We start from the raw sequence: 22,557 nt of genomic DNA on the forward strand, positions 1-22,557 counted from the left end.
TTCTAAAGCCTTCTGCCGCTCTTCGAACAAAACGCCCCCGGGAAGAGACCGGGGGCGTTTTGTTCGAAGAGCGGCAGAAGGCTTTAGAACGCCGCCTCGTCGAGTTCCATCACGTCGTTGTCGAGGTTCTCGATGATCTGACGCGTGCTGGTGAGCATCGGCAGGAAGTTCTTCGCGAAGAACGACGCCACCGCGACCTTGCCCTCGTAGAAGGCGCGGTCGTCGCCGCTGGCACCCGCGTCGAGCTTGTCGACGGCCACGGCGGCGTGCTGCTGCAGCAGCCAGCCGATGACCAGATCGCCGACGCTCATCAGGAAGCGCACCGAGCCCAGGCCGACCTTGTACAGCTCGGTCGGGTTCTCCTGCGCGGCCATCAGGTAGCCAGTGAGCGAGGCGGCCATCGCCTGGACGTCCTCCAGCGCGGTCGCCAGTAGGGCACGCTCGGCCTTGAGGCGGCCGTTGCCCGACTCGTTCTTGACGAACTGCTCGATCTGGCCGGCCACGTACGCCAACGCCTGGCCCTTGTCGCGGACGATCTTGCGGAAGAAGAAGTCCTGCGCCTGGATGGCCGTGGTGCCCTCGTAGAGCGAGTCGATCTTGGCGTCGCGGATGTACTGCTCGATCGGGTAGTCCTGCAGGAAGCCCGAACCACCAAGGGTCTGCAGGCTCTCGGTGAGCTTGGCGTAGGCCTGCTCGGAGCCGACACCCTTGACGATCGGCAGCATCAGGTCGTTGACCCTGACCGCCAGCTCGGGGTCGACATCGTGCACAGCCTTGGCCACCGCGGAATCCTGGAATGTCGCGGTGTACAGGTACAGCGCGCGCAGCCCCTCGGCGTAAGCCTTCTGGGTCATCAGCGAACGACGCACGTCGGGGTGGTGGGTGATCGTCACGCGCGGAGCCGTCTTGTCGGTCATCTGCGTCATGTCGGCGCCCTGCACCCGCTCCTTGGCATACTCGAGCGCGTTGAGGTAGCCGGTCGACAGCGTGGCAATAGCCTTGGTGCCCACCATCATTCGGGCCTGCTCGATGACCTCGAACATCTGCGCGATGCCGTTGTGCACCTCGCCGACCAGCCAGCCCACAGCGGGAACACCGTGCTGCCCGAACGACAGCTCGCAGGTTGCGGAGACCTTCAGGCCCATCTTGTGCTCGACGTTGGTGACGAACACACCATTGCGCTCGCCGGGCTCACCCGTCTCGGGGTCGAAGTGGAACTTCGGCACGAAGAACAACGACAGGCCCTTGGTGCCGGGTCCGGCGCCCTCGGGGCGAGCCAGCACCAGGTGCATGATGTTCTCGCCGAGATCGTCGGCGTCACCGGAGGTGATGAAGCGCTTCACGCCCTCGATATGCCAGGTGCCGTCGGGCTGCTGCACGGCCTTGGTGCGGCCGGCGCCCACATCCGAGCCGGCGTCGGGCTCGGTGAGCACCATCGTCGAGGTCCAGCCACGTTCCGCGGCCAGCACGGCCCACTTCTTCTGCTCCTCGGTGGCCTGGTTGTAGAAGATCTGCGCGAAGCCGGCGCCCATCGCGTACATATAGACGGCGGGGTTGGCGCCCAGCACATGCTCGACCAGAGCCCACTGCAGGGCCCGCGGCATCGGCATTCCGCCGAGTTCCTCCAAAACGCCGATCTTGTCCCAGCCCCCGTCGACCAGCGCGCGCACCGACTTCTTGAATGACTCCGGGAGGGTCACCGTGTGCGTATTGGGGTCGAAGACAGGCGGATTGCGGTCGGCGTCGGAAAACGACTCGCCGATCGGGCCCTCAGCCAACCGCGCGATCTCGCCGAGCATCTCGCGTGCGGTGTCGACGTCCAGGTCGGCGTAGTCACCCTCGCCCAGCGCCTTGTCAACGCCGAAGACCTCGAACAGGTTGAACACCTGGTCCCGAACGTTGCTCTTATAGTGGCTCACGATTCCTCCTCGATGAGACGGCCACTGTCGGTTGGGTACTTTTTGCTTAAGTTACCCACCAGTAACTGCCCGAACTATACCCATCAGTAACTTCAACTCAAACCACGTCGAAACAATTTCCGCCGGCTAACTAACCGACGGGTTGGTCGGGGACCGGAAATCCGCAGCTTGCAGCCTTCTGACCGGGTGTTTCGGCGCAATGTGAGAATCGTCACGCGGTCCCCGAGAACGGGTTTTGCGGTGCCGCTAGCGCTCCTCCGAGGTCCGGGCGCAGCGCCGGGCCGACTGAGTTCAGTCTCCGCCCGGTTCGGCCGCAAGCACGGTTTGGGGCACGCTTTCCTCGGGCGCATCGGCGTCGGGCAGCTGACCGACGAGGTACTCGGCGAGCCCGCCGATGGTCGGGTAGTCGAACACCGCCGTCGCGTTGATGGTGAACGCGCCGCCGAACTGACTGTGCAGCCGGTTGCGCAGCTCGATCGCCATCAGAGAATCCGTTCCGAGATCCAAGAAGCGACTGGTCGCTGCGGGCGGCTGCGCCAGCCGCAGGAAGTTTTGAACCTCGCGCTGAAGGAACTCGGTGACGAAGCCCGCCCGCTGCGGCACCGGGATCTCCTGCAACTGGCGGAGCAGCTCACTGTCGCCGGTCACCTCTCCCTCGGGGCGAGGCAGGACGAGATCGAGGATCGGGGGCCGGGCCGCGCCCAACAGCTTCGCGGCTCGTTGCCAGTTGGCTTTGACGATCGTTGCCTGTCCAGTGCCGTTCGCGACCACCTCGGCCAGTGCACTCAGCGCCGTCGACGGTTCCAACGGCACCAGGCCCTGCGCGTTGAGGTTGGCGCGCACGGCTTCCGAGGACGCCATCCCGCCATCGGACCACGGCCCGAAGTTGAGACCCGTGGCCGGCAATCCCGCCGCACGACGCCTCGCGACCAAGCCGTCGAGCAGCGCATTGGCCGTCGCGTAGTTGGCCTGCCCAGGTGATCCGAAGATGCTGGACACCGACGATGACACGATGAAGAAGTCGAGATCGTCGGCTTGTGTCAACCGGTCCAAGTGGCAGGCGCCGAAAGCCTTGGGCCGCAACGTAGTCCGGAAACGGCCGATTTCCTGCTGGGATAGCAGGGCATCGTCGAGCACCCCAGCCAGGTGCGCCACACCGGCCAGCGGCGGCAGATCCGCGCGGATCCGATCGAGCAGCCCCGCCACCTCCTCCTCGTCGCCGACGTCGGCGGGGAAGGTGTGGATGCGGCACTTGTAGCGTTCGGTAATCTCGTCAATCGTGCGCTGCGCAGCCGCGTCGGCTTCGCGACGGCTGGTCAGGACGATGTCGCCGGCTCCCAGTTGCGCCAGGTGCGCCGCCATGCGCAGACCGATCGCCCCGAGTCCGCCGGTGACCAGATAGCTCCGATTCGGCTTCGGTTGCAACGGGTTCGGAATCTGTAGCACGATCTTGCCGATGTGGCGCGCCTGCTGCATGCGGCGAAACGCGGCCCTTGCCTCGGTGATCGGGTAGATCTCGGCGGGCAGCGGCTTCCACTCGCGGCTGGCCATCCCGTCCGAGACTTCGGTCAGCAAGCGCTTGACGTGGTCGGGATTCTGCAGAGCGGTCATATCCAACGCGATGATCTCGTACGCGATATCGGGTCGAGTCGCCGCCATCTGCTCGGGCGTCCAAATGTCGCGCTTGGCGATCTCGGCGAAGCGCCCGTTGTGGGCGGTGGCCCGCACGGTGGCTTCGAGGAATCCCTCATTGGTCAAGCTGTTGAGAACGACATCGACTCCAGCACCGTCGGTGTCCGCCAATATTTGATCGGCGAAATCCGTTGTACGCGAGTCGTAGACGTACTTCACGCCCATCTTGCGCAGTGTCGAGCGCTTGTACTTGCTGGCGGTTGCGAAGACGACGGCGCCGTGTTGCTGCGCCATCTGGACCGCGTATAGGCCGACGCCACCGCTTGCTGCGTGAATGAGCACGCGGTCGCCTGCTTTCAACTGCGCCCAGTCGAACGCGAGCCGAACCGTCAGCGCCGCGGCGGGAATGGTCGCCGCCGCAACCGCGTCCAGGCCCTTGGGAATTGGTGCCACCAACTGGAGCGGGACATTGAACCGGCTGCAGAATGCGCCCTGCATGAACCCGTAGACGCGCTGGCCGACTTCAATGCCTGTGACTCCGTCACCCAGCTGCGTGACGATGCCGGCGAAGTCGCCACCGATGGGTCCGGGGTCACCGGGGTAGAGGCCCAGCACATTGAGCACATCTCGGAAGTTGAGGCCCGCGGCCTCGACCTGGACTTGCACGTAGCCTTCGCCGGGCGGCGGAACGTCGGCCTCGGTCAACCGCAGATTGTCGATCGCGCCGCGTTCGGTGGGCGCAAGGATGTAGTCGGATGAGCGCGGCACGGTGAGGTGACCGCTGCGCGCCCAGGGCAACAACCGCGAGGCAAGTAATTTCCCTTGTCGCAGCGCCAGTTCCGGTTCGTCGATCGGCTTGGCCAACAGGCTCACCAGTACGCGCACAGCCTCCGGTGATCCGTCGCCGTCGACCAGTTTGCAGCGCAGCGCTGGTTCCTCGTTGATCACGGTGCGCCCAAAGCCCCACAACGCAGCTTGCACAGGGTCGACCGGCTCGCCCGACTCGGTGGCCACTGCCCGCTCGGTGACGATCCACATGCCACCCGGAAGTTTCACGCCCTCCTTCCCCGAACCACCTTGCACCGCGTGCACAGCGCTGAGGAGATTGACGATCTCGGCTTCGAGCCGCGCGACGATCTCGGCGCTCGACTCGTCGGTCTGGGGTACGGTTGCACGCCAGACAACCCCGGAGAATCCGACGCCGCGGTCATACGCGTCCAACAGCAACGCTCCCAACGTCGCCGAATCGGTGGTCCGGTCGAAGGGGATGCAACCGGGCACCGTGCTGGCCAGTTCGTCGAAACCGGCGATCAACCAAGTGCCGTTTGTCGGGGCGGCGTCGTCACTCAGCGGCGGTAGCGGCACCTCGTGCCAGCCAAGGGTATAAAGCAGTCGGGTGACATCCCCACCAAGGCCGCGAAGCAGCGCTTCGCGCGGTGCGCGTTTGACAGTGAATTCACGGATTCCCCCCAGTAGCCGGCCATCCCGATCGACGAAATCCAAATCGAAGACTTGTGTTTCATTGTCGACACCGCTGGCGTGCCACTTCGCCCTGCAGTAGAACCTGCGGGGGATTCGCTCGTTCAGCCAGACCTGTCCGTACCGCAGTGGGAGGAACATGTCGTTGACGCCTCGTTCGAGTGCGAGGTGTGACGGGAACGCCGGGAAGGTGACGCCGGTGCACAGATCCATCAGCACCGGATGCATCGGCTCGGTCCCGAGGTGATCGGTGAGATCCTCGCCGACGAGGATGTCGCCGATCGCCTCACCTTCACCGACCCAGAGCGACTTGAGGGAACTGGACCAGGTGGGTCCCCACACGAGTTCCGCATCGGCGAAGGTTTCGAACAAGTCTTGTGTTCGCATGCGGCCCAGTCGCTCGACCGCTTCGCTGATCGGCTCCTCGCTCTGCGAGACCGGCTCGTCGGTGGCAGTGGGATCAGTTCCCACGACGGTCCCGTCGGCGTTGAGCGACCATTCGGCATCACGAACCCCGAAGGGGCGACTATGAAGTGTGAAGCTCAGTTCGCCGTCGTTGTCGAGCGGATGCAGCGTCAACTGTACTTCACGAGAGCTCTTGTCAGGCAGGATGATCGGTTCATAGAAGAAGATGTCCTTCGCCCGGTTCGGCGCGCCGACGGCGGCCAGGACCATCGCCACATACGTGGCACCGGGAACCACCACCGTCCCGTAGATGACATGATCGGACAACCAAGGCTGCGACTTGACCGACAGCCTGGTGGTGTATACGGAGTCGCCCGAGGCGAGATCCTTCGCGCTTCCCAGTAATCCGGAAACCGCCGGGCCGTCCACGGTGATACCAGACGTCTTGGGCCAGAAGCGGCGGCGCTGGAACGGATATGTGGGTAGTTCGACTCTGCTGGAGCGCTGACGATGCAGCGCCGCGAAATCGAGGCGGTGGCCACCGACGTAAGCCGAGGCCAGCCCCTCGGCGATCTGGCGTCGGTCGTCAATACCTTTGCGCAGCGAGACCACCGCCCGCGGCGCCGGCATATGTTCCGGCCAGACCTGCACCGCGGCGCCGGTCAGCACCGGTTGCGGACCGATCTCCATCAACACCGAGCAGCCGAGCGCGGCTACGGTGCGTACACTTTCGGCGAATTGCACCGGCTGGCGGGAGTGTCGCCGCCAGTACTGAGCGTCGAGCGGAGTCTGTGGTGTAAGCACGGCACCCGTGCGGTTGCATACCAGCGGAAGCGTCGGAGCGGCGAACTGCAATTGCTCGGCGTATGACTGGAATTCACCGAGTACGGGATCTAACAGTTCGGAGTGGAAGGCGTGGCTGGTGTCGAGCCAGGTGCAGCGGATTCCTTCGTCACTGATTTTGGCGACTATTTGTTCGAGATCCTCGCCGGGGCCAGAAAGTACAGTGTTCGGCCCGTTGTAGGCACCGACTGACACCCGGGGGAAGTCGCCGGCGATTTCCTCGACGAGCTTCGCGTCGGTGAATATCGCCACCATGCGCCCGCCTTCGGGAAGGCTCCCGAACAACCGGCCGCGCTCAGCCATCAACCTCGCCCCGTCCTCCAGGCTGAACACCCCTGCCACACAAGCCGCGGCGTACTGCCCGACGCTGTGGCCGAGGACGACGTCAGGCTCGACGCCCCACGACTGCCACAAGCGGGCAAGGCCCATCTCGACGGCGAAAAGTGCCGGTTGCGCAAACGACGTGTGCTGCAACACTTGTGCATCGTCACGGTTGGTGGAAAAGACGACATCCAGTAACGAGCGCGGAAGCATACCGTCAACCGCATCTGCGCAACGTCTCACCGTTTCGGCGAAAACCGGCTCAGCATCGAATAACTCGCGCGCCATACCCGGATACTGGCTGCCCTGCCCCGTGAACAACCACGCAGTGGTCGGGCGATCGGCGCACTCGCCGCGCAACAAACCGGGGCGCTGTCGGTTCTCCGCCAACTCGGCCAGGCCCTCGCGGGCGCTCTGAACCGAATCGACGACCAGCGCGGCGCGATGCTCGAAGTGGGAACGGCACGTACCCGCGGTGAGGCACACGTCGGCGAGGTCGGCGGTCGAATTCCTCTCGAACCAAGCGCCATATCGCTGGGCCAACGCGATCAGCGCTTCGGGTGACCGCGCAGACAGCGTCAGTACGTGGACCGGCTGCTCACCCGCGGCGGTCTGCGGGGAATCTTCAGTCGCCATGCCTGCCGAGTCTTCAGCGCGCTCGGTCGCTGGCGCCTCCTCGATCAGTACATGCGCATTGGTGCCGGTGAACCCGAAGGAGCTCACGCCGGCGCGGCGCGGCCTGCCGTTGGTCTGCCACGGAATCGTCTCGTCGACGACGCGGACCGGCAATGAGCCCCAAGGGATATGCGGTGAAGGGTTGTCGAAGTGCAGGCTCCGCGGTAGCAGTCCATTCTGCAGCGATAGAACGACCTTGATCAGACCTGCGGACCCCGACGCTGATTCGAGGTGACCGACGTTGGTCTTCACCGATCCCATCAGCAGTGGTCGGTTCGGGTCGCGCCCGGCGCCGTAGGCGGCTGCCGCCGCCTGCACCTCGATCGGATCACCCAGCGGTGTGCCGGTCCCGTGCGCCTCGAGGTAGTCGACATCACCACCCGCCACTCCGGCACGAGCTAACACGGCATCGATAAGCCGTTGCTGTGCGCCACCGTTGGGCACGGTCAGCCCGCTGGAAGCGCCGTCCTGATTGACACCGCTGCCGGAGATCACCGCATGTACTCGGTCGCCATCGCGGACCGCGTCGCTCAACCGCTTCAGCACGAGAATGCCGCAGCCTTCACTGCGCACATACCCGTCTGCTGAAGCGTCGAAGGTCTTGCACCGCCCGACGGGAGAAAGCATCCTGGCGCGAGATGCGGCGATCACCGTCACCGGGCTCAACAAGACGTTCACTCCGCCGGCCAACGCCATATCGCAATCACCCGCGTGCAATGCCTGGCACGCCTGGTGGACGGCCACCAACGCCGAACTACATGCGGTGTCTACCGCGACAGCCGGTCCCTCGAGTCCGAGGGCGAAGGCGACGCGACCAGAAACGGCGTTGAGCGCGTTGCCGGTGATGAAGTACGGCTCGATTTTGTCGACCGACTCGGAGGACAGCAGGTGCGCGTACTCATTGGCCGCGACGCCCATGAAGATGCCGGTCCGGCTGCCCCGCAACGCGGACGGCGCGTATCCGGCTCGCTCCAGTCCCTCCCACGCCGTTTCGAGCGTCAGGCGCTGCTGCGGCTCGATCCAAACGGCCTCACGCGGGGATATGCCAAAGAATTCGGGATCGAATCCGTCGATCTCGTCGAGGAACCCACCGAAGCGCGAGTAGATCTTGCCCGGAGCCTCGGGATCGGGGTCGTAGAACTCGTCGATGTCGTAGCGGTCCTCCGGGACCTCCCGGATCGCATCCACACCGCCCGACAGCAATTCCCAGAAAGCCTCGGGATCCGGCGCAGCGGGGAAACGGCACGACACTGCGACGATGGCGATCGGTTCGTCGGTACGCGTCACGGCTGAGGCAACCGGCGATGCGGCAGCAGCTTGCTCAGTGAGGCCAAGTACATCGCCGAGTAGGTACTCGACGACATCGGACAGACGAGGGTGATCCATGACGAGCGTGATCGGAATCTCATGACCTACAGCCTGTTCGATGCGTCTGCGCAACTCGACGGCCATCAGCGAATCCATGCCGAGGTCGAAGAAACCCGCGTCTTCGCGTATCTGGGCGGCGTCTACCCGCGTCACCTCTGCTACCGCGCCACGAAGGTAGTCGCTCACGAGCTTCCTGCGCTGCTGCACCGGAGCGTTGATCAACTGCTCGACGAATTGAGTGTTGCCAGAAGGCAACACAGCCTGCGCCGACAGCTCGGTCGGCACCTCGTCTTCCAAATGGGCCAGAAACGCCCGTTTCCCCGTCTGGTGGTAGAGCGGCAGGAACCGCGCCCAATCGATCCGGGCCACAACTCCTTGTGCGGCTGAAGCTGAGACGACATCGGAAAGACCCGCCAGTGCATCGGCGGGCGACAGAGTCTTCACCCCGCGCTGATCCAATCGTGCGCGGGACTCCGCGTCGGCCATTCCTGCCGACCACGGACCGAAGTTGACGCTGGACCCGCAGATCCCCCGCTCACGCATACGCCATGCCAGCCCGTCAAGGAAGGCGTTCGCCGCACCGTACGCGGTCTGGCCGTATCCGCCCCACACCGACGCGATCGACGAGGTGCTGATGAAGAAGTCGAGTCGGAGGTCAACCGCTGCTTCGCTCAGATGCCAGGCACCCCAGACCTTTCCCGCAAACACACGGTCGACTTCGGCTTGCAGGGTTTCGAAGTCAGCGTCGCTCAGGGGAGTGGTGCCGACCTCTCCCGCTGCATGGACGATTCCGGCCAGGGGCGGGCCCTCGGCGCGCACGGTGCTCAACAGGCTTGCAACGGCGTGGGCATCGGCAACGTCGGCGGCGACGACGCGGATTTCGCAACCGTGACGTTCACTCAAAGCGTCGATGCGACGCTGAACGGCGTCGTTGGGAACGCGTCGGCTGGTCAGTACCAGGTGCGTCGCGCCGTGTGTAGCGAAGTATCCGGCGATCTCCAGTCCTATTGCACCGAGGCCGCCGGTAATCAGGTACGTCGCTCCGTTGCGCAGTGTCATCGGTACACCACTCGGCTGATCGGCCCGCCGGACCAGGCGTGGAACAAAATCCCCATCGTCACGCAGCGCAAGTTGGTCGTTCCTGGCCGTGGAATTGGTCGACGTCAGAATCCGATTCACCAACCGAGACCAATCGTCGGCCCGGATCTCCCTGCCGGGCGGCAGGTCCGCCAGCCCGCCCCAAACTTGTGGCAGCTCCAGCGCTGCCGCGCGACCGAATCCCCATAGACAACTCTGATCCGGCGCCACTGCGTCCCCGTCGATGACTCGCTGGGCGCCCCTGGTCACCAGCCAGATGGGTGCGCGTAGTCCCGACGCGACCACCGCGCGAAAGAGTCGCCGTGTTCCGCCCAGGACGCGATGTTGCATCCGCTGCAGTGACTCCATCGACGGTGACTCGGCAGTCGGGACATACATGACACGGAGCGGTGGATGTTCCTCCGCCGCAGCGCGTAACTCCTGCAGGAGGCGTTCCTCGTCGGTGTCGGATAGAGGTAGCGTGGCGATCCGACAGCGGTGGCCGTCTGCGCTCAGCGCGTCGATCAGAGGCTGGACGGGGTCAGAGTCGTCAGTGATGAGGAGCCAACTGCAACCTGGAGCGGCTTCCGCGGTGGGACTGGCCGTAGTTGCCTTCTCCCAGCGCACCTCGTAGCGATCATCGGTGATTGAATGAGTCGCTCGTTGTCGGTTATGTTGTGCCGCAAGCCTGTTCAGTACATCGACGGTTTGCTGGTCGTCATTCGCGCCGTCGAGTAGGGCCGCCAGTTCTTCGATTCGGCCGTCTTCGAGAAGGCGCACCGCTTCGGTGCGGGGTCCCTCGACGTTCTGTCGTAGGTTGGGGCGCTCACGATTGTCTCGATACCAGTAATCGCGGTGCTCGAACGGATAGAGGGGCAGATCGACCTTCCGAGCACGCGGCTGTTTCAATGCGTCGAAGTCGAGCAGGTGGCCCGAGACATAGGCGTCGGCAACCGCTTCGGTGATCTGTCGGTGGTCGGCGGTGTTCTCTCGGAGAGACGCGATCACCCGCGGTGCGGTGGACGGATTCGGCCACGCTCCCAGCGCCGTGGCGGTAAGCACTGGTCGCGGTCCGATCTCGAGCAGCACCTTGCAGTTCTGATCGGCAAGGGTGCGAACGCTTTTGGCGAACTCGACGGGTTGGCGCGCATGACGGCGCCAGTAGCTGCCATCCAGCTTCACGCTCCTGCCGAGCGCAACACCGGTGCGATTGTCGATCAGAATCCTCTGCGGGGGATTGAACTGGAACTGCTGCGCGAACGCCTCGAAATCGTCGAGGATTGGCTCGAGCAGAGCCGAGTGGAACGCGTGACTGGTCTCGAGCCAGTCGCACCGGACACCATCGGCCGTCAGTCCAGCCACAGCCTTCTCCAGATCCTCCGCAGGACCGGACAACACGGTGTTCGTACCGTTGTATGCGGCGACAGACAGACTTGGGAACTCATCGGTCCGACTCTCGACACGATCGGCGTCGGTGAAGATTGCGGCCATCCGGCCGCCCGCGGCCAGACTGCCGAAGAGGCGTCCGCGTTCGGCCATCAGCCGCGCCCCGTCCTCGAGGCTGAACACCCCAGCGACACAGGCCGCCGAATACTGGCCGACGCTGTGGCCCAGCACGACGTCTGGTTCCATACCCCACGACTGCCAGAGAGCGGCCAACCCCATTTCCACCGCGAACAGCGCGGGCTGTGCGTACGCGGTCTGACGCAGCGTGTCATTCTTGGTCGGGCTGTCGACATCGAAAATGACGTCGAGCAAGGGCTTTTCGGGAAGGTCGTCGACCGCAACCGCGCACCGTCTCAAGGTCGCGGCGAACACCGGTTCCGTATCGAACAGCTCTCGGGCCATCCCGGGGTACTGGCTGCCCTGTCCGGTGAACAACCAGGCCGTCTTCGGCACCTCGGAGCTTTCTCCGCGGACCAGTCCCGGCGCGGGGCGGTCCTCCGCGAGTGCACCCAGTAACTCGATGGCGGATTCCCTCGAGTTGGCGACGACCGCGGCCCGGTGGGCCAGGTGTGCACGTCCCGCCCCGGCGGTGTAACACACGTCGGTCAGCGTGGCCTCCGTGTGTGCGACCAACCAGTCGCGGTAACGCGCGGCGAGCTGCCCCAAAGCGGTCGGCGTGCGCGCAGAGAGTGGAAGGAGGTGGAACCGGCGGTCCGGGGTGGAAACGACACGATCGTCGACCGCCCTAATTGTTTCGTCAGGTGGTGCTTCCTCGATGATGACGTGAGCGTTCGTGCCCGCGAACCCGAATGAGCTGACACCGGCGATACGTGGCGCGCCGTTGCGTTCCCAGGCGATCGGCTTCTTGACGACCTCCACCGGGAGCCGGTCCCAGGGGATATGGGGTGACGGCTGCTGGAAGTGAAGATGCTGCGGCAGCATCTCGTTCTCGAGCGACAGGATGACCTTGATGACTCCCGCGATACCCGCGGCCGCCTCCAAGTGACCGATGTTCGTCTTAACCGACCCGAGCAACAGCGGCCTGCTTGCTTCTCGTCCGTCACCGAGCACCGCACCTGCGGCCTGGGCTTCGATCGGGTCACCGAGCGAGGTCCCGGTGCCGTGCGCCTCCAGGTACCCGACGGCGCCGGGTTCGACACCGGCACGCTTCAACGCATCAGTGATAACTCGTTGCTGTGCAACGCCGTTGGGCACCGTCAAGCCACCCGACGCGCCGTCTTGATTGATTGCGCTGCCCCGGATCACGGCTCGAATCCGGTCACCGTCACGAACCGCGTCCTCGAGCCGCTTGATGACGATGACGCCGCACCCTTCACCCCGCACGTAGCCGTCCGCGGCCGCGTCGAACGTCTTGCAACGACCGTCGGGCGCGAGCATGTGTGCGCTGGAGAAGGTGATCATGGTCGCCGGTGTGAGCAGAACGTTGACCCCGCCTGCGAGGGCAAGATCACATTCGCCCAAACGCAGCGCTTGGCAAGCCTGATGCATGGCTACCAGGGACGAACTGCACGCCGTGTCGACGGCGACTGCCGGTCCTTGCAATCCCAACCTGTAGCTGATCCGGCCCGCTGCCGCAGCATGCGACGTACCGATCGCCATGTAGGCCTCGATCTCCGGGTAGGTCAGCTCGTCGGACGCCATTCCCAGGTAGTCGTGGGTGGACATACCCACGAACACCCCGGTATTCGTGCCGGCTAGAGCCGTTGGCGCCGTTCCGGAATGCTCCACGGCGTGCCAGGCTGTTTCCAATAACAGCCGATGTTGCGGGTCCATCAACCTGACCTCGCGCGGCGACACGCCGAAGAACGGCGCATCGAAACCCGTTGCGTCGTCAACAAAACCGGCACGACGCGTCACTACCTTGCCGGGGGCGTCCGGATCCGTGTCGAAGAACTCGTCGGCATCCCACCGGTCTTCTGGCACCTCCGATACCGCGTCGCGGCCCTCGCGCAGTACTTCCCAGAACTCATCGGCGTCCCGGGCGCCCGGAAAGCGCGCTGCGTAACCGATGACTGCAAGACGCGAGCCCGGCTCGAACGGATTTACGGCGGATACCATGCCGTGGTCCTCCCTTGCGGCGGCGCTGTGAGGGTGGCCGCTGAGGCATCTGTCTCGCGCCGGAAAGTGCAACTCCCCCCGAGACTATGGCATCTCCCCGCGCGGCATGGCCGTCTTCGCGTCCCAGGTTCGGCGAACGCCGACGCCCACGCTCGAAGCGGGGGTATGTTGATCCACCACGGCTGTTGTGGCTCCGCAGCCGAGCGGGAGGATGGCGTTTTGCGCATCGGCAAGATCACAGTTGGCGCACTTGACGAATGGTCACTGAAGCCGGGCACCGTCACCTCTTGGCATCCGACGGCCTCCGCCCAGGAGAAGGCGCGGCGAGCGCCGGTCAGCGCGGTGCCCATCAGTTACATGCAACGCCAGCATCTCCGCAATTTCTGCGAACGGACATCCGCGGGGCTGAACTTCTCCCGACAGATCATCGCGAGCTGCGACGTCGTCGGCCAGTGCGACATCACGGCGATGGACCACGCCGTCAACGCCTATCTGCGGCGACATGACACTTTCCGCAGTTGGTTCGAACACACCGACGAGGGGGAGTTCATTCGGCATGCCCTCGAGGATCCCGCCGACATCGAGTTCATGCCCGTCAATCACGGCTACCTGACCGTTGATGAGATACACGCCCATGTGGTGGGCATACCGACCCCACTGGAATGGGCCTGCTTCACTTTCGGGATCATCCAGAACGAGGACTACTTCACTTTCTTCGCCGCCGCGGATCACGTTCACGGAGACGCGACATTGATCGGCACGACCATGTTGGAAGCAAATGGCATGTATTCGTCGTTCAACGCGAGTGGAAACGCGCTCACACTTCCCGATGCCGGTAGCTTCGACGATTTCTGTGTCCGAGAGCGCGAGCGCACGTCAGCTTTGACCGTGGATTCGCCTGAGGTTCGGGCTTGGATCGATTTCGCCGAAGCCAACAACGGCGGCTTCCCGGAGTTTCCGCTCCCACTCGGTAATCCGCTCGAGTCGAGCAGCAGCGACATGATGTCGGAAGTGCTCATGGACCCGGCTCAGACGGAGCGCTTCGAATCAGCTTGCACAACAGCTGGCGCGCGCTTCATCGGCGGCTTGTTCGCCTGCCTTGCCCAGGTCGACTACGAGCTGACCGGTGCCCTCACCTATTACGGGCTCACTCCGCGGGATTCACGGAGCGCGACGGACAATTTCATGACGCAAGGATGGTTCACCGGCCTGATTCCGATCACCGTGCCGATCGGCGCCGCGTCCTTCGCTGACGCCGCTTGGGCAGCGCAGGCGGCTTTCGACTCGAATCTGAATATGGCGAAAGTGCCCTACTACCGCGTTCTGGAGTTGGTGCCTTGGCTGAGTTGGCCCCAGCCGAATTTCCCTGTCTCGAATTTCTTCCACGGTGGCGCCGCTCCGCTCAACGCTGTCCTGGCGGCCGCCGACATGGGTCTGGCGAACAATATCGGGATATATCCGGATGGTCGTTTCTCGTATCAACTCACCATCTACATATTCCGCTACGGCGAGGGCACGGCGATGGCGATCCTGCACCCCGATAATTCGGTCGCAAGAAAATCGGTCGCCCGCTATATGAACACGATGAAAACGGTGTCGGAAATGGTTGCCGACAGCGGGAACTGGGGGGGTTACGCATAGCGTGGAGCGGCGGGGGGTGAGGGAGATATGTGGCGGCTAGCCCATTTCGTCGTGCGGTGGCCCTGGATGGTGATCGGGGTCTGGCTGGCGATGGCACTGGCGCTGCCGCTGACATTCCCCTCCCTCGACGAGATGGCCGAGAAACACCCGCTCGTCATCCTGCCCGACGACGCACCGTCGAGCGTCACCGCCAAGAAGATGGCAGAGGCTTTCGACGAGTCGGGCTCGGACAACCTCTTGGTGATCGCATTCATCAACGAAGCCGGACTGGTGCCCGCCAATGAAAGCACCTACCGCAAGGTGGTTGATGCGCTGCACGACGACGTCACCGACGTCGTGTCGGTGCAGGATTTCCTCAGCACGCCACAGTTGCGCCCGTTTCTGACGAGCGAAGACAAGACGACCTGGGTACTGCCGGTCAGCCTCGAAGGCGAGCTGGGGACACCGCGGGCCTTCGAGTCGTTCAACCGGGTGTCCGACGTCGTCAAGCACAACGTCGGCGGAAAGGACGCGACCGGAGCCCTCACCGTCTACATCACCGGTCCTGCGGCGACCGTCGCCGACCTCACTGTCGCCGGCCAGCACGATCGCCTGCCGATCGAGATCGCGATCGCTGTCCTGGTCCTCACCGTGTTGTTGTTGGTTTACCGCAGCTTGGTCACGATGATGCTGCCGCTGGTGACCATCGGATCGTCGCTACTGATCGCGCAAGCTGCGGTAGCCGGCTTCTCCGAGCTGACCGGTTCTGGCGTCTCGAACCAGTCCATCGTCTTCCTCAGCGCGATCATGGCGGGTGCCGGAACCGACTACGCGGTCTTCCTCATCAGCCGCTTCCACGACTATCTGCGAAGAGGTGCCGATATCGAGCGAGCGGTCACGGCCGCACTGATCTCGATCGGCAAGGTGATCACCGCATCTGCGGCCACGGTTGGCATCACCTTTCTGCTGATGAGCTTCACCCAGATGGGAGTGTTCAAGACGATAGGGGTCTCGTCGGCGATCGGGATCGGCATTGCGTTCCTGGCCGCGGTGACTCTACTACCGGCGATTCTGATGATCGCCGGACCGCGCGGTTGGGTGAGACCGAGGCGCGAGCTGACGACGCGGTTCTGGCGACGCTCAGGTATACGGATCGTGCGCCGACCCGTGCCGCACCTCGTCGCCAGTCTGCTGGTGCTGATCCTTTTGGCCAGCTTCGCAATGTTCGCGCGATTCAACTATGACGATCGCAAAGCCGTGGCGGCGTCGGCGGAGAGCTCGGTCGGGTACGCGGCCCTGGAACGTCACTTTCCCATCAGTCAGTCCATCCCCCAGTACATCCTCGTCCAGTCTCCGCATGACCTACGCACACCGCGCGGTCTCGCGGACTTGGAGCAGATGGCGTCGCGCATCGCCCAACTGCCGGATGTTTCTCTCGTCAGCGGTGTCACACGCCCGCTGGGAGAGGTGCCCAGAGAGTTCCGGGCCACATTCCAGGCGGGACTCGTCGGTGACCGGCTGTCCGCGGGCTCCGCCCAAATCGCCCAGCGCACAGACGATCTGAACGAATTGGCAACCGGCGCCAACACGCTGGCCGACTCCCTCGTCGACATTCGTGCACAGATCGATTCCATCGCGCCGAGTATCAGCAGTCTGCTCGAGGCCGTCTCATCGGTGAAAGCCCAGTACAGCGGCGACACGTTGGTCCGGTACGTCGAAATCGCGGCCAAGCTCATCGACAGCCTCAACAAGCTCGGCACCGCCTCGGGCATGAGATTCGCCGCCGTCGAGGACATGTTCGCCTGGATGGGACCCGTGCTGTTCGCACTCGACGGCAACGCGGTCTGCGATGCCGATCCGTCTTGCAGAGCCACCCGTGCCCAGTTCCAGCGCATAGTCGATGAAAGTAACGACGGAAGCCGCAACCAGATCAATCAGCTGGCGGGCGAGTTGCAGAGTGTCGAGAACGAGCAGGCCTTCAAGGCCACGCTGAACAAGCTCAACGCTGCGCTGACCGCCGTGAGCGAGGCGGTCAGTGAAATGGGACTGGACAAACCGGGCGGTATCGAGGAGGGTCTGGCCGCTCTGCAGAAGGGCGCCGACCGCCTGGCCGGAGGAAGCCAGCAAGTGGCCGACGGAGTCGACGAACTGGTCGAGCAGATCAAGCTGATGGCCACGGGCCTCGACCAGGCATCGTCTTTCCTGATGACAATGCGGCACGACGCAGCAGACTCCTCGATGGCGGGGTTCAACATCCCGCCCCAGGTCTTGGACTCAGTGGAGTTCAGGAAAGCCGCTGAGGCGTTCGTCTCGCCGGACGGCCGCTCGGTGCGATACCTGGTGCAGACCAAACTCAACCCGTTCAGTTCTGAGGCGATGGATCAGGTCGAGACGATCAACGACGTCGCCCACGGCGCTCAGCCCAACACTGCCCTCGCAGACGCGTCGATATCGATGGGCGGATTCCCCGCCGCGCTGCGGGACACACGCGACTACTACCAGAACGACATCCGATTCATCATCCTCATGGCGCTCATCGTCGTCATGTTGACGTTGGCCGTGCTGTTGCGTTCGATCGTCGCTCCGCTTTATCTCGTCGCTTCGGTCGTGGTCTCCTACTTCGCGGCAATCGGTGTCGGCGTCTTGACGTTCCAAGTGATACGCGGCGAGGAATTGCATTGGAGCGTGCCTCCACTGGCCTTCGTGGTGCTGGTCGCAGTGGGCGCCGATTACAACATGCTTTTCGTGTCGCGGCTGCGTGACGAATCGCCCCACAGCGTGCGTTACGGCGTCATTCGCACCTTGAGCTCGACGGGTGGTGTGATCACGGCGGCGGGCCTGATTTTCGCCGCCTCGATGGCCGGGCTTCTGTTCTCGAGTATCGGCACCGTGGTCCAGGGTGGTTTCGTGATCGGCGTGGGAATTCTGCTGGACACCTTCGTGGTTCGCACCATCACGGTTCCCGCCGTCGCTGCGTTGATCGGCAAGGCGAACTGGTGGCCCTCGCGGATTCGAGGGCCATCATCGAGTACCCGGATGCCGGCCGAGATCAGCTAGCCGAGGCTGAGCAGGTCACAGGTCAGATATTGGAACAACACGCGGAGCGGCCAGGATTGTGACTACCACGACCCAGTCATCAATTCTGTCGATGCTGCACGGACGGGCCAGCCTGCGCCCCGACGACGTCGCGTTCACATTCACCGATTACATCGACGCTTCGGCGGTTGCCCAGAGTCTCACATGGTCGCAGTTGGCACGTCGAACGATGAATGTCGCGCACGAAATCCGGCGTCACGGCTCGCCCGGCGATCGGGCGGTGATCCTGGCCCCGCAGAGTCTCGACTACATCTTGGCTTTCCTGGGTTCCCTGCAGGGTGGACTGGTGGCGGTGCCGCTCCCACTGCCGCATCCCGGTTCAGGTCACGACAGAGTCAGGGCGGTACTCGCCGACACCGAGCCGTCGGTGGTCCTCACGACCTCAGCGTCCGCAGACCACGTCCGGGATTTCGTGACTGAGGCACGCGACAAAGCCACACCTCAGATCATCGAGATCGATGCGCTGAACCTGGAAGCCCGCAACGACATCAGCGTTGCGCCGGAGGCGTGGCCCTCCATCGCCTACCTGCAGTACAGCTCGGGCTCGACCCGGCTCCCGACGGGAGTGATGCTCTCGCACCGCAATCTCACGGTGAATTTCGAGCAGCTGATGAAGGGCTTTTTCGCGGACTCTCCACTCCCACCGGACGCGACCCTGGTGTCGTGGCTGCCCTTCTATCACGACATGGGTCTTGTCCTGGGCGTCTGCGCCCCGATCCTGTGCGGGCGCCGCGCCGCGTTGATGAGCCCTGTGGCGTTCCTGGAACGACCGGCGCGATGGATGCGCGCGCTGGCCGAGAACCCGCACGCGTGGTCGTCGGCGCCCAACTTCGCGTTCGACCTCGCCGCCCGCAAGACGTCCGACGACGACCTGAATGGGCTCGACCTCGGCGGGGTGGTGGGCATCATCAGCGGCGCCGAACGGGTAGAACCGGCGACATTGCATCGCTTCGTCGATCGGTTCGCGCACTTCAATTTCCGCGACCACATGATGCGTCCCGCGTATGGGTTGGCGGAGGCAACGGTCTTCGTCGCGACGGGCACGTGGAGTGAGACGTCACCGGCGGCTCACTTCGATACTGAGGCACTGGGCGTGGGCCGCGTCCAACCCTGCGCCGACGGGAACGGAACGGCGCTGGTCAAGTACCGGCTGCCCGTTTCCCCATCGGTTCGTATCGTGGATACCCAGACTCACCGAGAGTGTGCGGCGGACGCGGTCGGTGAGATCTGGGTGCACGGCGAGAACGTCGCCGAGGGTTACTGGCGCAAGGCGCCGGAAGAGCAGAGCTGTTTTGGCGCAACACTTGTCGACCCGTCACCGGGCACGCCGGACCGCCCGTGGTTGCGCACAGGTGACCTCGGCTTCGTCTTCGGGGACGAGTTGTTCATCGTCGGCCGCATCAAGGACCTGCTGATCATCCGAGGCCGCAATCACTATCCCGAGGACATCGAAGCGACCGTCCAAGAGATCACCCGCGGCCGGGCCGCCGCGATAGCGGTTCCGGTGAACAGCACCGAGAAACTGGTGACCGTCGTCGAACTAAAGGCGCCAAGGGAGCTCGACGAAACCGCCACAGGCTGGCTCAGCGCGGTCAAGAACGATGTCACCGCCGCGATATCGACTGCGCACGGCATCAGTGTCTCAGACCTCGTGCTCGTGGCTCCCGGCGCGATTCCCACGACGACAAGCGGCAAGATACGACGCTCGGCGTGTGTCGAGCAGTATCGCCGCGACCAATTCGTTCGGTTGGACGCCTGAGTGAAACCGTTGATTGGCGTAAGGTTCGTTGCATCGGAGCCGAGTTGGGCGGGAGCGTGCCAGATGGCCATAAAGCGACTTCTCGCATGTGGCCTCACCCTGACGACCCTCACCGCAACAGGCTGTTTCGGAATCGGCACCGCCACAGCCGACGAGCCGCCGGTCGTGCCGCCGACACCCGACAACCAGGCGGACGTTCCGCTGCCGATGGGGACCCCGGGCAAGGGTTACGCACTCGGCGGTGCCCGCGTCCTGGGCATCCCCTATGACGAATACATCATGCGCACCGGCGCGGACTGGTTTCCGGGACTGGACCGTCAGATCGTCGACTATCCCTCCGGGCAGGTGCAGGGTCACACCTTGGAACGACTGTTCCCGGGCATCGGCCGACTCGACGACGAAATCATGCCCGGAGCGGGTCTCGACGGCCCGAGCGTGGCCGAGTCGGTCGACGTAGGAGCGCCGAACGTCATCAATGCGATCCGAGAGGGCGGGCCCGGCACCGTGCTTGGGCTGTCCGAGGGCGCGATGGTGCTCAATGAGGTCCAGGCGCGACTCGCCTACGACCCTGCCGCGCCGCCCCCGGATCAGTTGAGCTTCGCAATGTACGGCGACCCGGTGGCGCGGCACGCGTTCGGTGAGAGCTTTCTGACGCGGTCGTTCCCGGTGGGAACCCTGACGCCGTTCCTCGACTATCGGGTCCCGCCTCCGGTGGAGAGCCAGTACGACACCTATCAATTCGTCACCGCGTATGACAGCATCGCGGACTGGCCGGACCGACCGGACAACTGGATGTCAGTCATCAATGCGCTTGCTGGCCTCGCGTCGGGTCACACCTCGGTTGCGTTCACCAAACCGAGCATGGTGCCGCCGCAGAACGTCCGAACGACCGTCAACTCACGGGGCGCGAAGACGACGACCTACTTCATCCCCGAGGAGCACCTTCCGTTGGTTCTGCCGTTCAAATACATCGGAGTCCCCGAAGAGACGCTGCTCAAGCTCGATGCGGTGCTGCAGCCTTATGTGGATGCGGGATATTCGCGAGCCGACAATCCGCTGACGGCGCCGGTCACCGTGGCTCCGGGCAACGGGTATGACCCTGCGGCCGTCACGGCGCCCGCGACCCAGGCCGCCTTCGGTGGCGCCGCTGATCCGCTCTCGCAGATGCTCGCCGGGATGCGGTACGTGTTCAAAAACGCCCCTTAGCCCTGATCGCCGCCTACAGGCCGGCGAATCCCACTGTGAGCAGCACACCGCCCACCACCGCCAACAGCAGGGAGACCCCGCGACGGCCCTGCGCCCGCAGCCAGTCGTAAAGCGCCGACAGTGCCGCGCGGGTGCGGGTGGGAGCCACCAGGTAGCACAGCAGCGGAATCTCCACGAGCGCAAAAGCCACGACGTTGAACAAGATGAGTGCACCCAACTGAGTGGTGAACGCGGTACCGGAGGCGACGATGAGCGCCAGCGCGGCCAAGTAGTCGACCGACGGAAGTGCGATGCCGAGGCCCGCAACGCCCGCCGTCCACAACGACCGGCTGTCGAGCAGCCGCCGAGCGAATGTCGCGAGTGGCGTCAGCATCCGGATCGCGGGGCCCGGGGGCGCGTCGGTGCCTGCCCGTCCCAGAAGACCCGTGTACACCAACGCAGCGTTGATCAGGATGACCGCCCCTACGATGATCTGCACCCACGGCAGCGTGGATTGTCGCGATCCGAGCGGTGGCCGAAGCACGAACAACACGATGACGCCCACCGAGATGCCCATGACGAAACCGCCGATGACGAATACGAGTAGCTGCAGTACAGGGCGGGGCCGGTTGAGCATCACGACTGTCATGCCAACTCTGAACGGCTCCAAGCTGACCGCGAGCGCCATCAGCAGGAGCGGGATCCACATATGTTCTTCGACCCCGGCCTAGCGGTCATCCGCGGGCCACTCGAGCATGGGCGTCAGGCTACCGGTTGTGGTCACGACGATTCCGACGCGAAACGGCGTTCACGGCTCCCGTGGATGACGCGGACGTGGCCGCGGATTGCGGGCCCGTGTGAAAATGGACGGGACATGAGCGCAACTGATCTCAGCCCGGCGACGCTGCGCGAAGCGTTCGGGCACTTCCCATCGGGCGTCATCGCGATCGCCGCGGAGGCGGAAGGTACCCGTATCGGGCTGGCGGCGAGCACGTTCGTGCCGGTCTCCCTCGACCCGCCGCTGGTGTCGTTCTGCGTCCAGAACACCTCGGAGACCTGGCCTCGACTCAAGGATCTCCCGTCACTGGGAATCAGTGTGCTCGGCGAGGCGCACGACGAAGCCGCGCGCACACTGGCCGCCAAGACCGGCGATCGTTTCGCCGGCCTCCACACCGTGTCGCGGGAATCCGGCGCGGTCTTCATCGACGGCACCGCGGTATGGCTGGAAAGCGCGATCGAGCAACTAGTCCCCGCCGGCGATCACACGATCGTGATTCTTCGCGTCCGCGATATCACAGTGCACGCCGACGTTGCCCCGATCGTGTTCCACCGCAGTACGTTCCGCCGCCTCGGCAACGGGTGACCCGGTGCTAACCGATCGCTCAGCGATCGGAAGCGCACCGAAGTCGCCGGATCAAGGCCGTGCGCTGAGTTCGTCGCGATACCCGGCGACCCGCCGCTCCAGCTCGTCGGCGTCGGCGACGCGGCCTTCCTTGCGGGCGATATCTGCGCGGGTGCTGAGCTCGCGGATCGCGGTGCGAATGTCGTTGATGCTATGCGGGTGTCGAAGTGCCACGGTTGCAACCTTTCGTCGTTGATTGGCCGCTACCCGCAGGGTACCCACGTGATCGTGGATTTGTGTGCGCGTGTTGC

General features: G+C 64.3%; 9 protein-coding genes. 5 read left to right on the forward strand and 4 right to left on the reverse strand.

The window, feature by feature from the left end:
- Nucleotides 1–83 precede the first annotated feature (83 nt).
- Both AU193_RS04210 and AU193_RS04215 read right to left on the reverse strand, forming a co-directional pair.
- A complete protein-coding gene (locus AU193_RS04210) occupies nt 84–1,919 on the reverse strand; it encodes an acyl-CoA dehydrogenase (RefSeq protein ID WP_064421111.1) in 1,836 nt (611 codons plus the stop codon).
- Nucleotides 1,920–2,210: 291 nt separating this feature from the next.
- A complete protein-coding gene (locus AU193_RS04215) occupies nt 2,211–13,244 on the reverse strand; it encodes a type I polyketide synthase (protein ID WP_064421112.1) in 11,034 nt (3,677 codons plus the stop codon).
- Nucleotides 13,245–13,463: 219 nt separating this feature from the next.
- On the opposite strand from AU193_RS04215, the gene AU193_RS04220 reads away from it, so the two are divergent.
- The 4 genes from AU193_RS04220 (at nt 13,464) to pe (ending at nt 20,925) form a co-directional block, all read left to right on the forward strand.
- Nucleotides 13,464–14,885, forward strand: a complete 1,422-nt coding sequence (locus tag AU193_RS04220) for a condensation domain-containing protein (protein ID WP_064421221.1) — start codon at nt 13,464–13,466, stop codon at nt 14,883–14,885.
- Nucleotides 14,886–14,912: 27 nt separating this feature from the next.
- On the forward strand, nt 14,913–17,921 hold the full coding sequence (locus AU193_RS04225; RefSeq protein ID WP_064421113.1) for an RND family transporter: 3,009 nt from the start codon (nt 14,913–14,915) through the stop codon (nt 17,919–17,921).
- Nucleotides 17,922–17,979: 58 nt separating this feature from the next.
- Nucleotides 17,980–19,719 (forward strand): AMP-binding protein, encoded by a 1,740-nt coding sequence (locus tag AU193_RS04230; protein WP_082682833.1) that lies wholly within the window; start codon nt 17,980–17,982, stop codon nt 19,717–19,719.
- 63 nt (nt 19,720–19,782) lie between these two features.
- Nucleotides 19,783–20,925: an acyltransferase PE gene (pe, locus tag AU193_RS04235; protein WP_156425116.1), complete on the forward strand. Its 1,143-nt coding sequence runs from the start codon at nt 19,783–19,785 to the stop codon at nt 20,923–20,925.
- 13 nt (nt 20,926–20,938) lie between these two features.
- On the opposite strand, the gene AU193_RS04240 is transcribed toward pe, so the two are convergent.
- The gene (locus AU193_RS04240) at nt 20,939–21,613 is read right to left on the reverse strand and encodes a GAP family protein (RefSeq protein WP_064421115.1); all 675 of its coding nucleotides are present in this window, start codon (nt 21,611–21,613) and stop codon (nt 20,939–20,941) included.
- Between the two features lie 165 nt (nt 21,614–21,778).
- Here AU193_RS04240 and AU193_RS04245 point away from each other — a divergent pair, with 165 nt between their 5' ends.
- Nucleotides 21,779–22,267, forward strand: a complete 489-nt coding sequence (locus tag AU193_RS04245) for a flavin reductase family protein (RefSeq protein WP_064421116.1) — start codon at nt 21,779–21,781, stop codon at nt 22,265–22,267.
- 51 nt (nt 22,268–22,318) lie between these two features.
- On the opposite strand, the gene AU193_RS23315 is transcribed toward AU193_RS04245, so the two are convergent.
- Complete coding sequence (locus AU193_RS23315) at nt 22,319–22,480, reverse strand: hypothetical protein (protein ID WP_172798211.1); 162 nt, start codon at nt 22,478–22,480, stop codon at nt 22,319–22,321.
- Between the last annotated feature and the right edge of the window lie 77 nt (nt 22,481–22,557).

The organism is Mycobacterium sp. GA-1285, from assembly GCF_001499905.1.
GTDB lineage: Bacteria > Actinomycetota > Actinomycetes > Mycobacteriales > Mycobacteriaceae > Mycobacterium.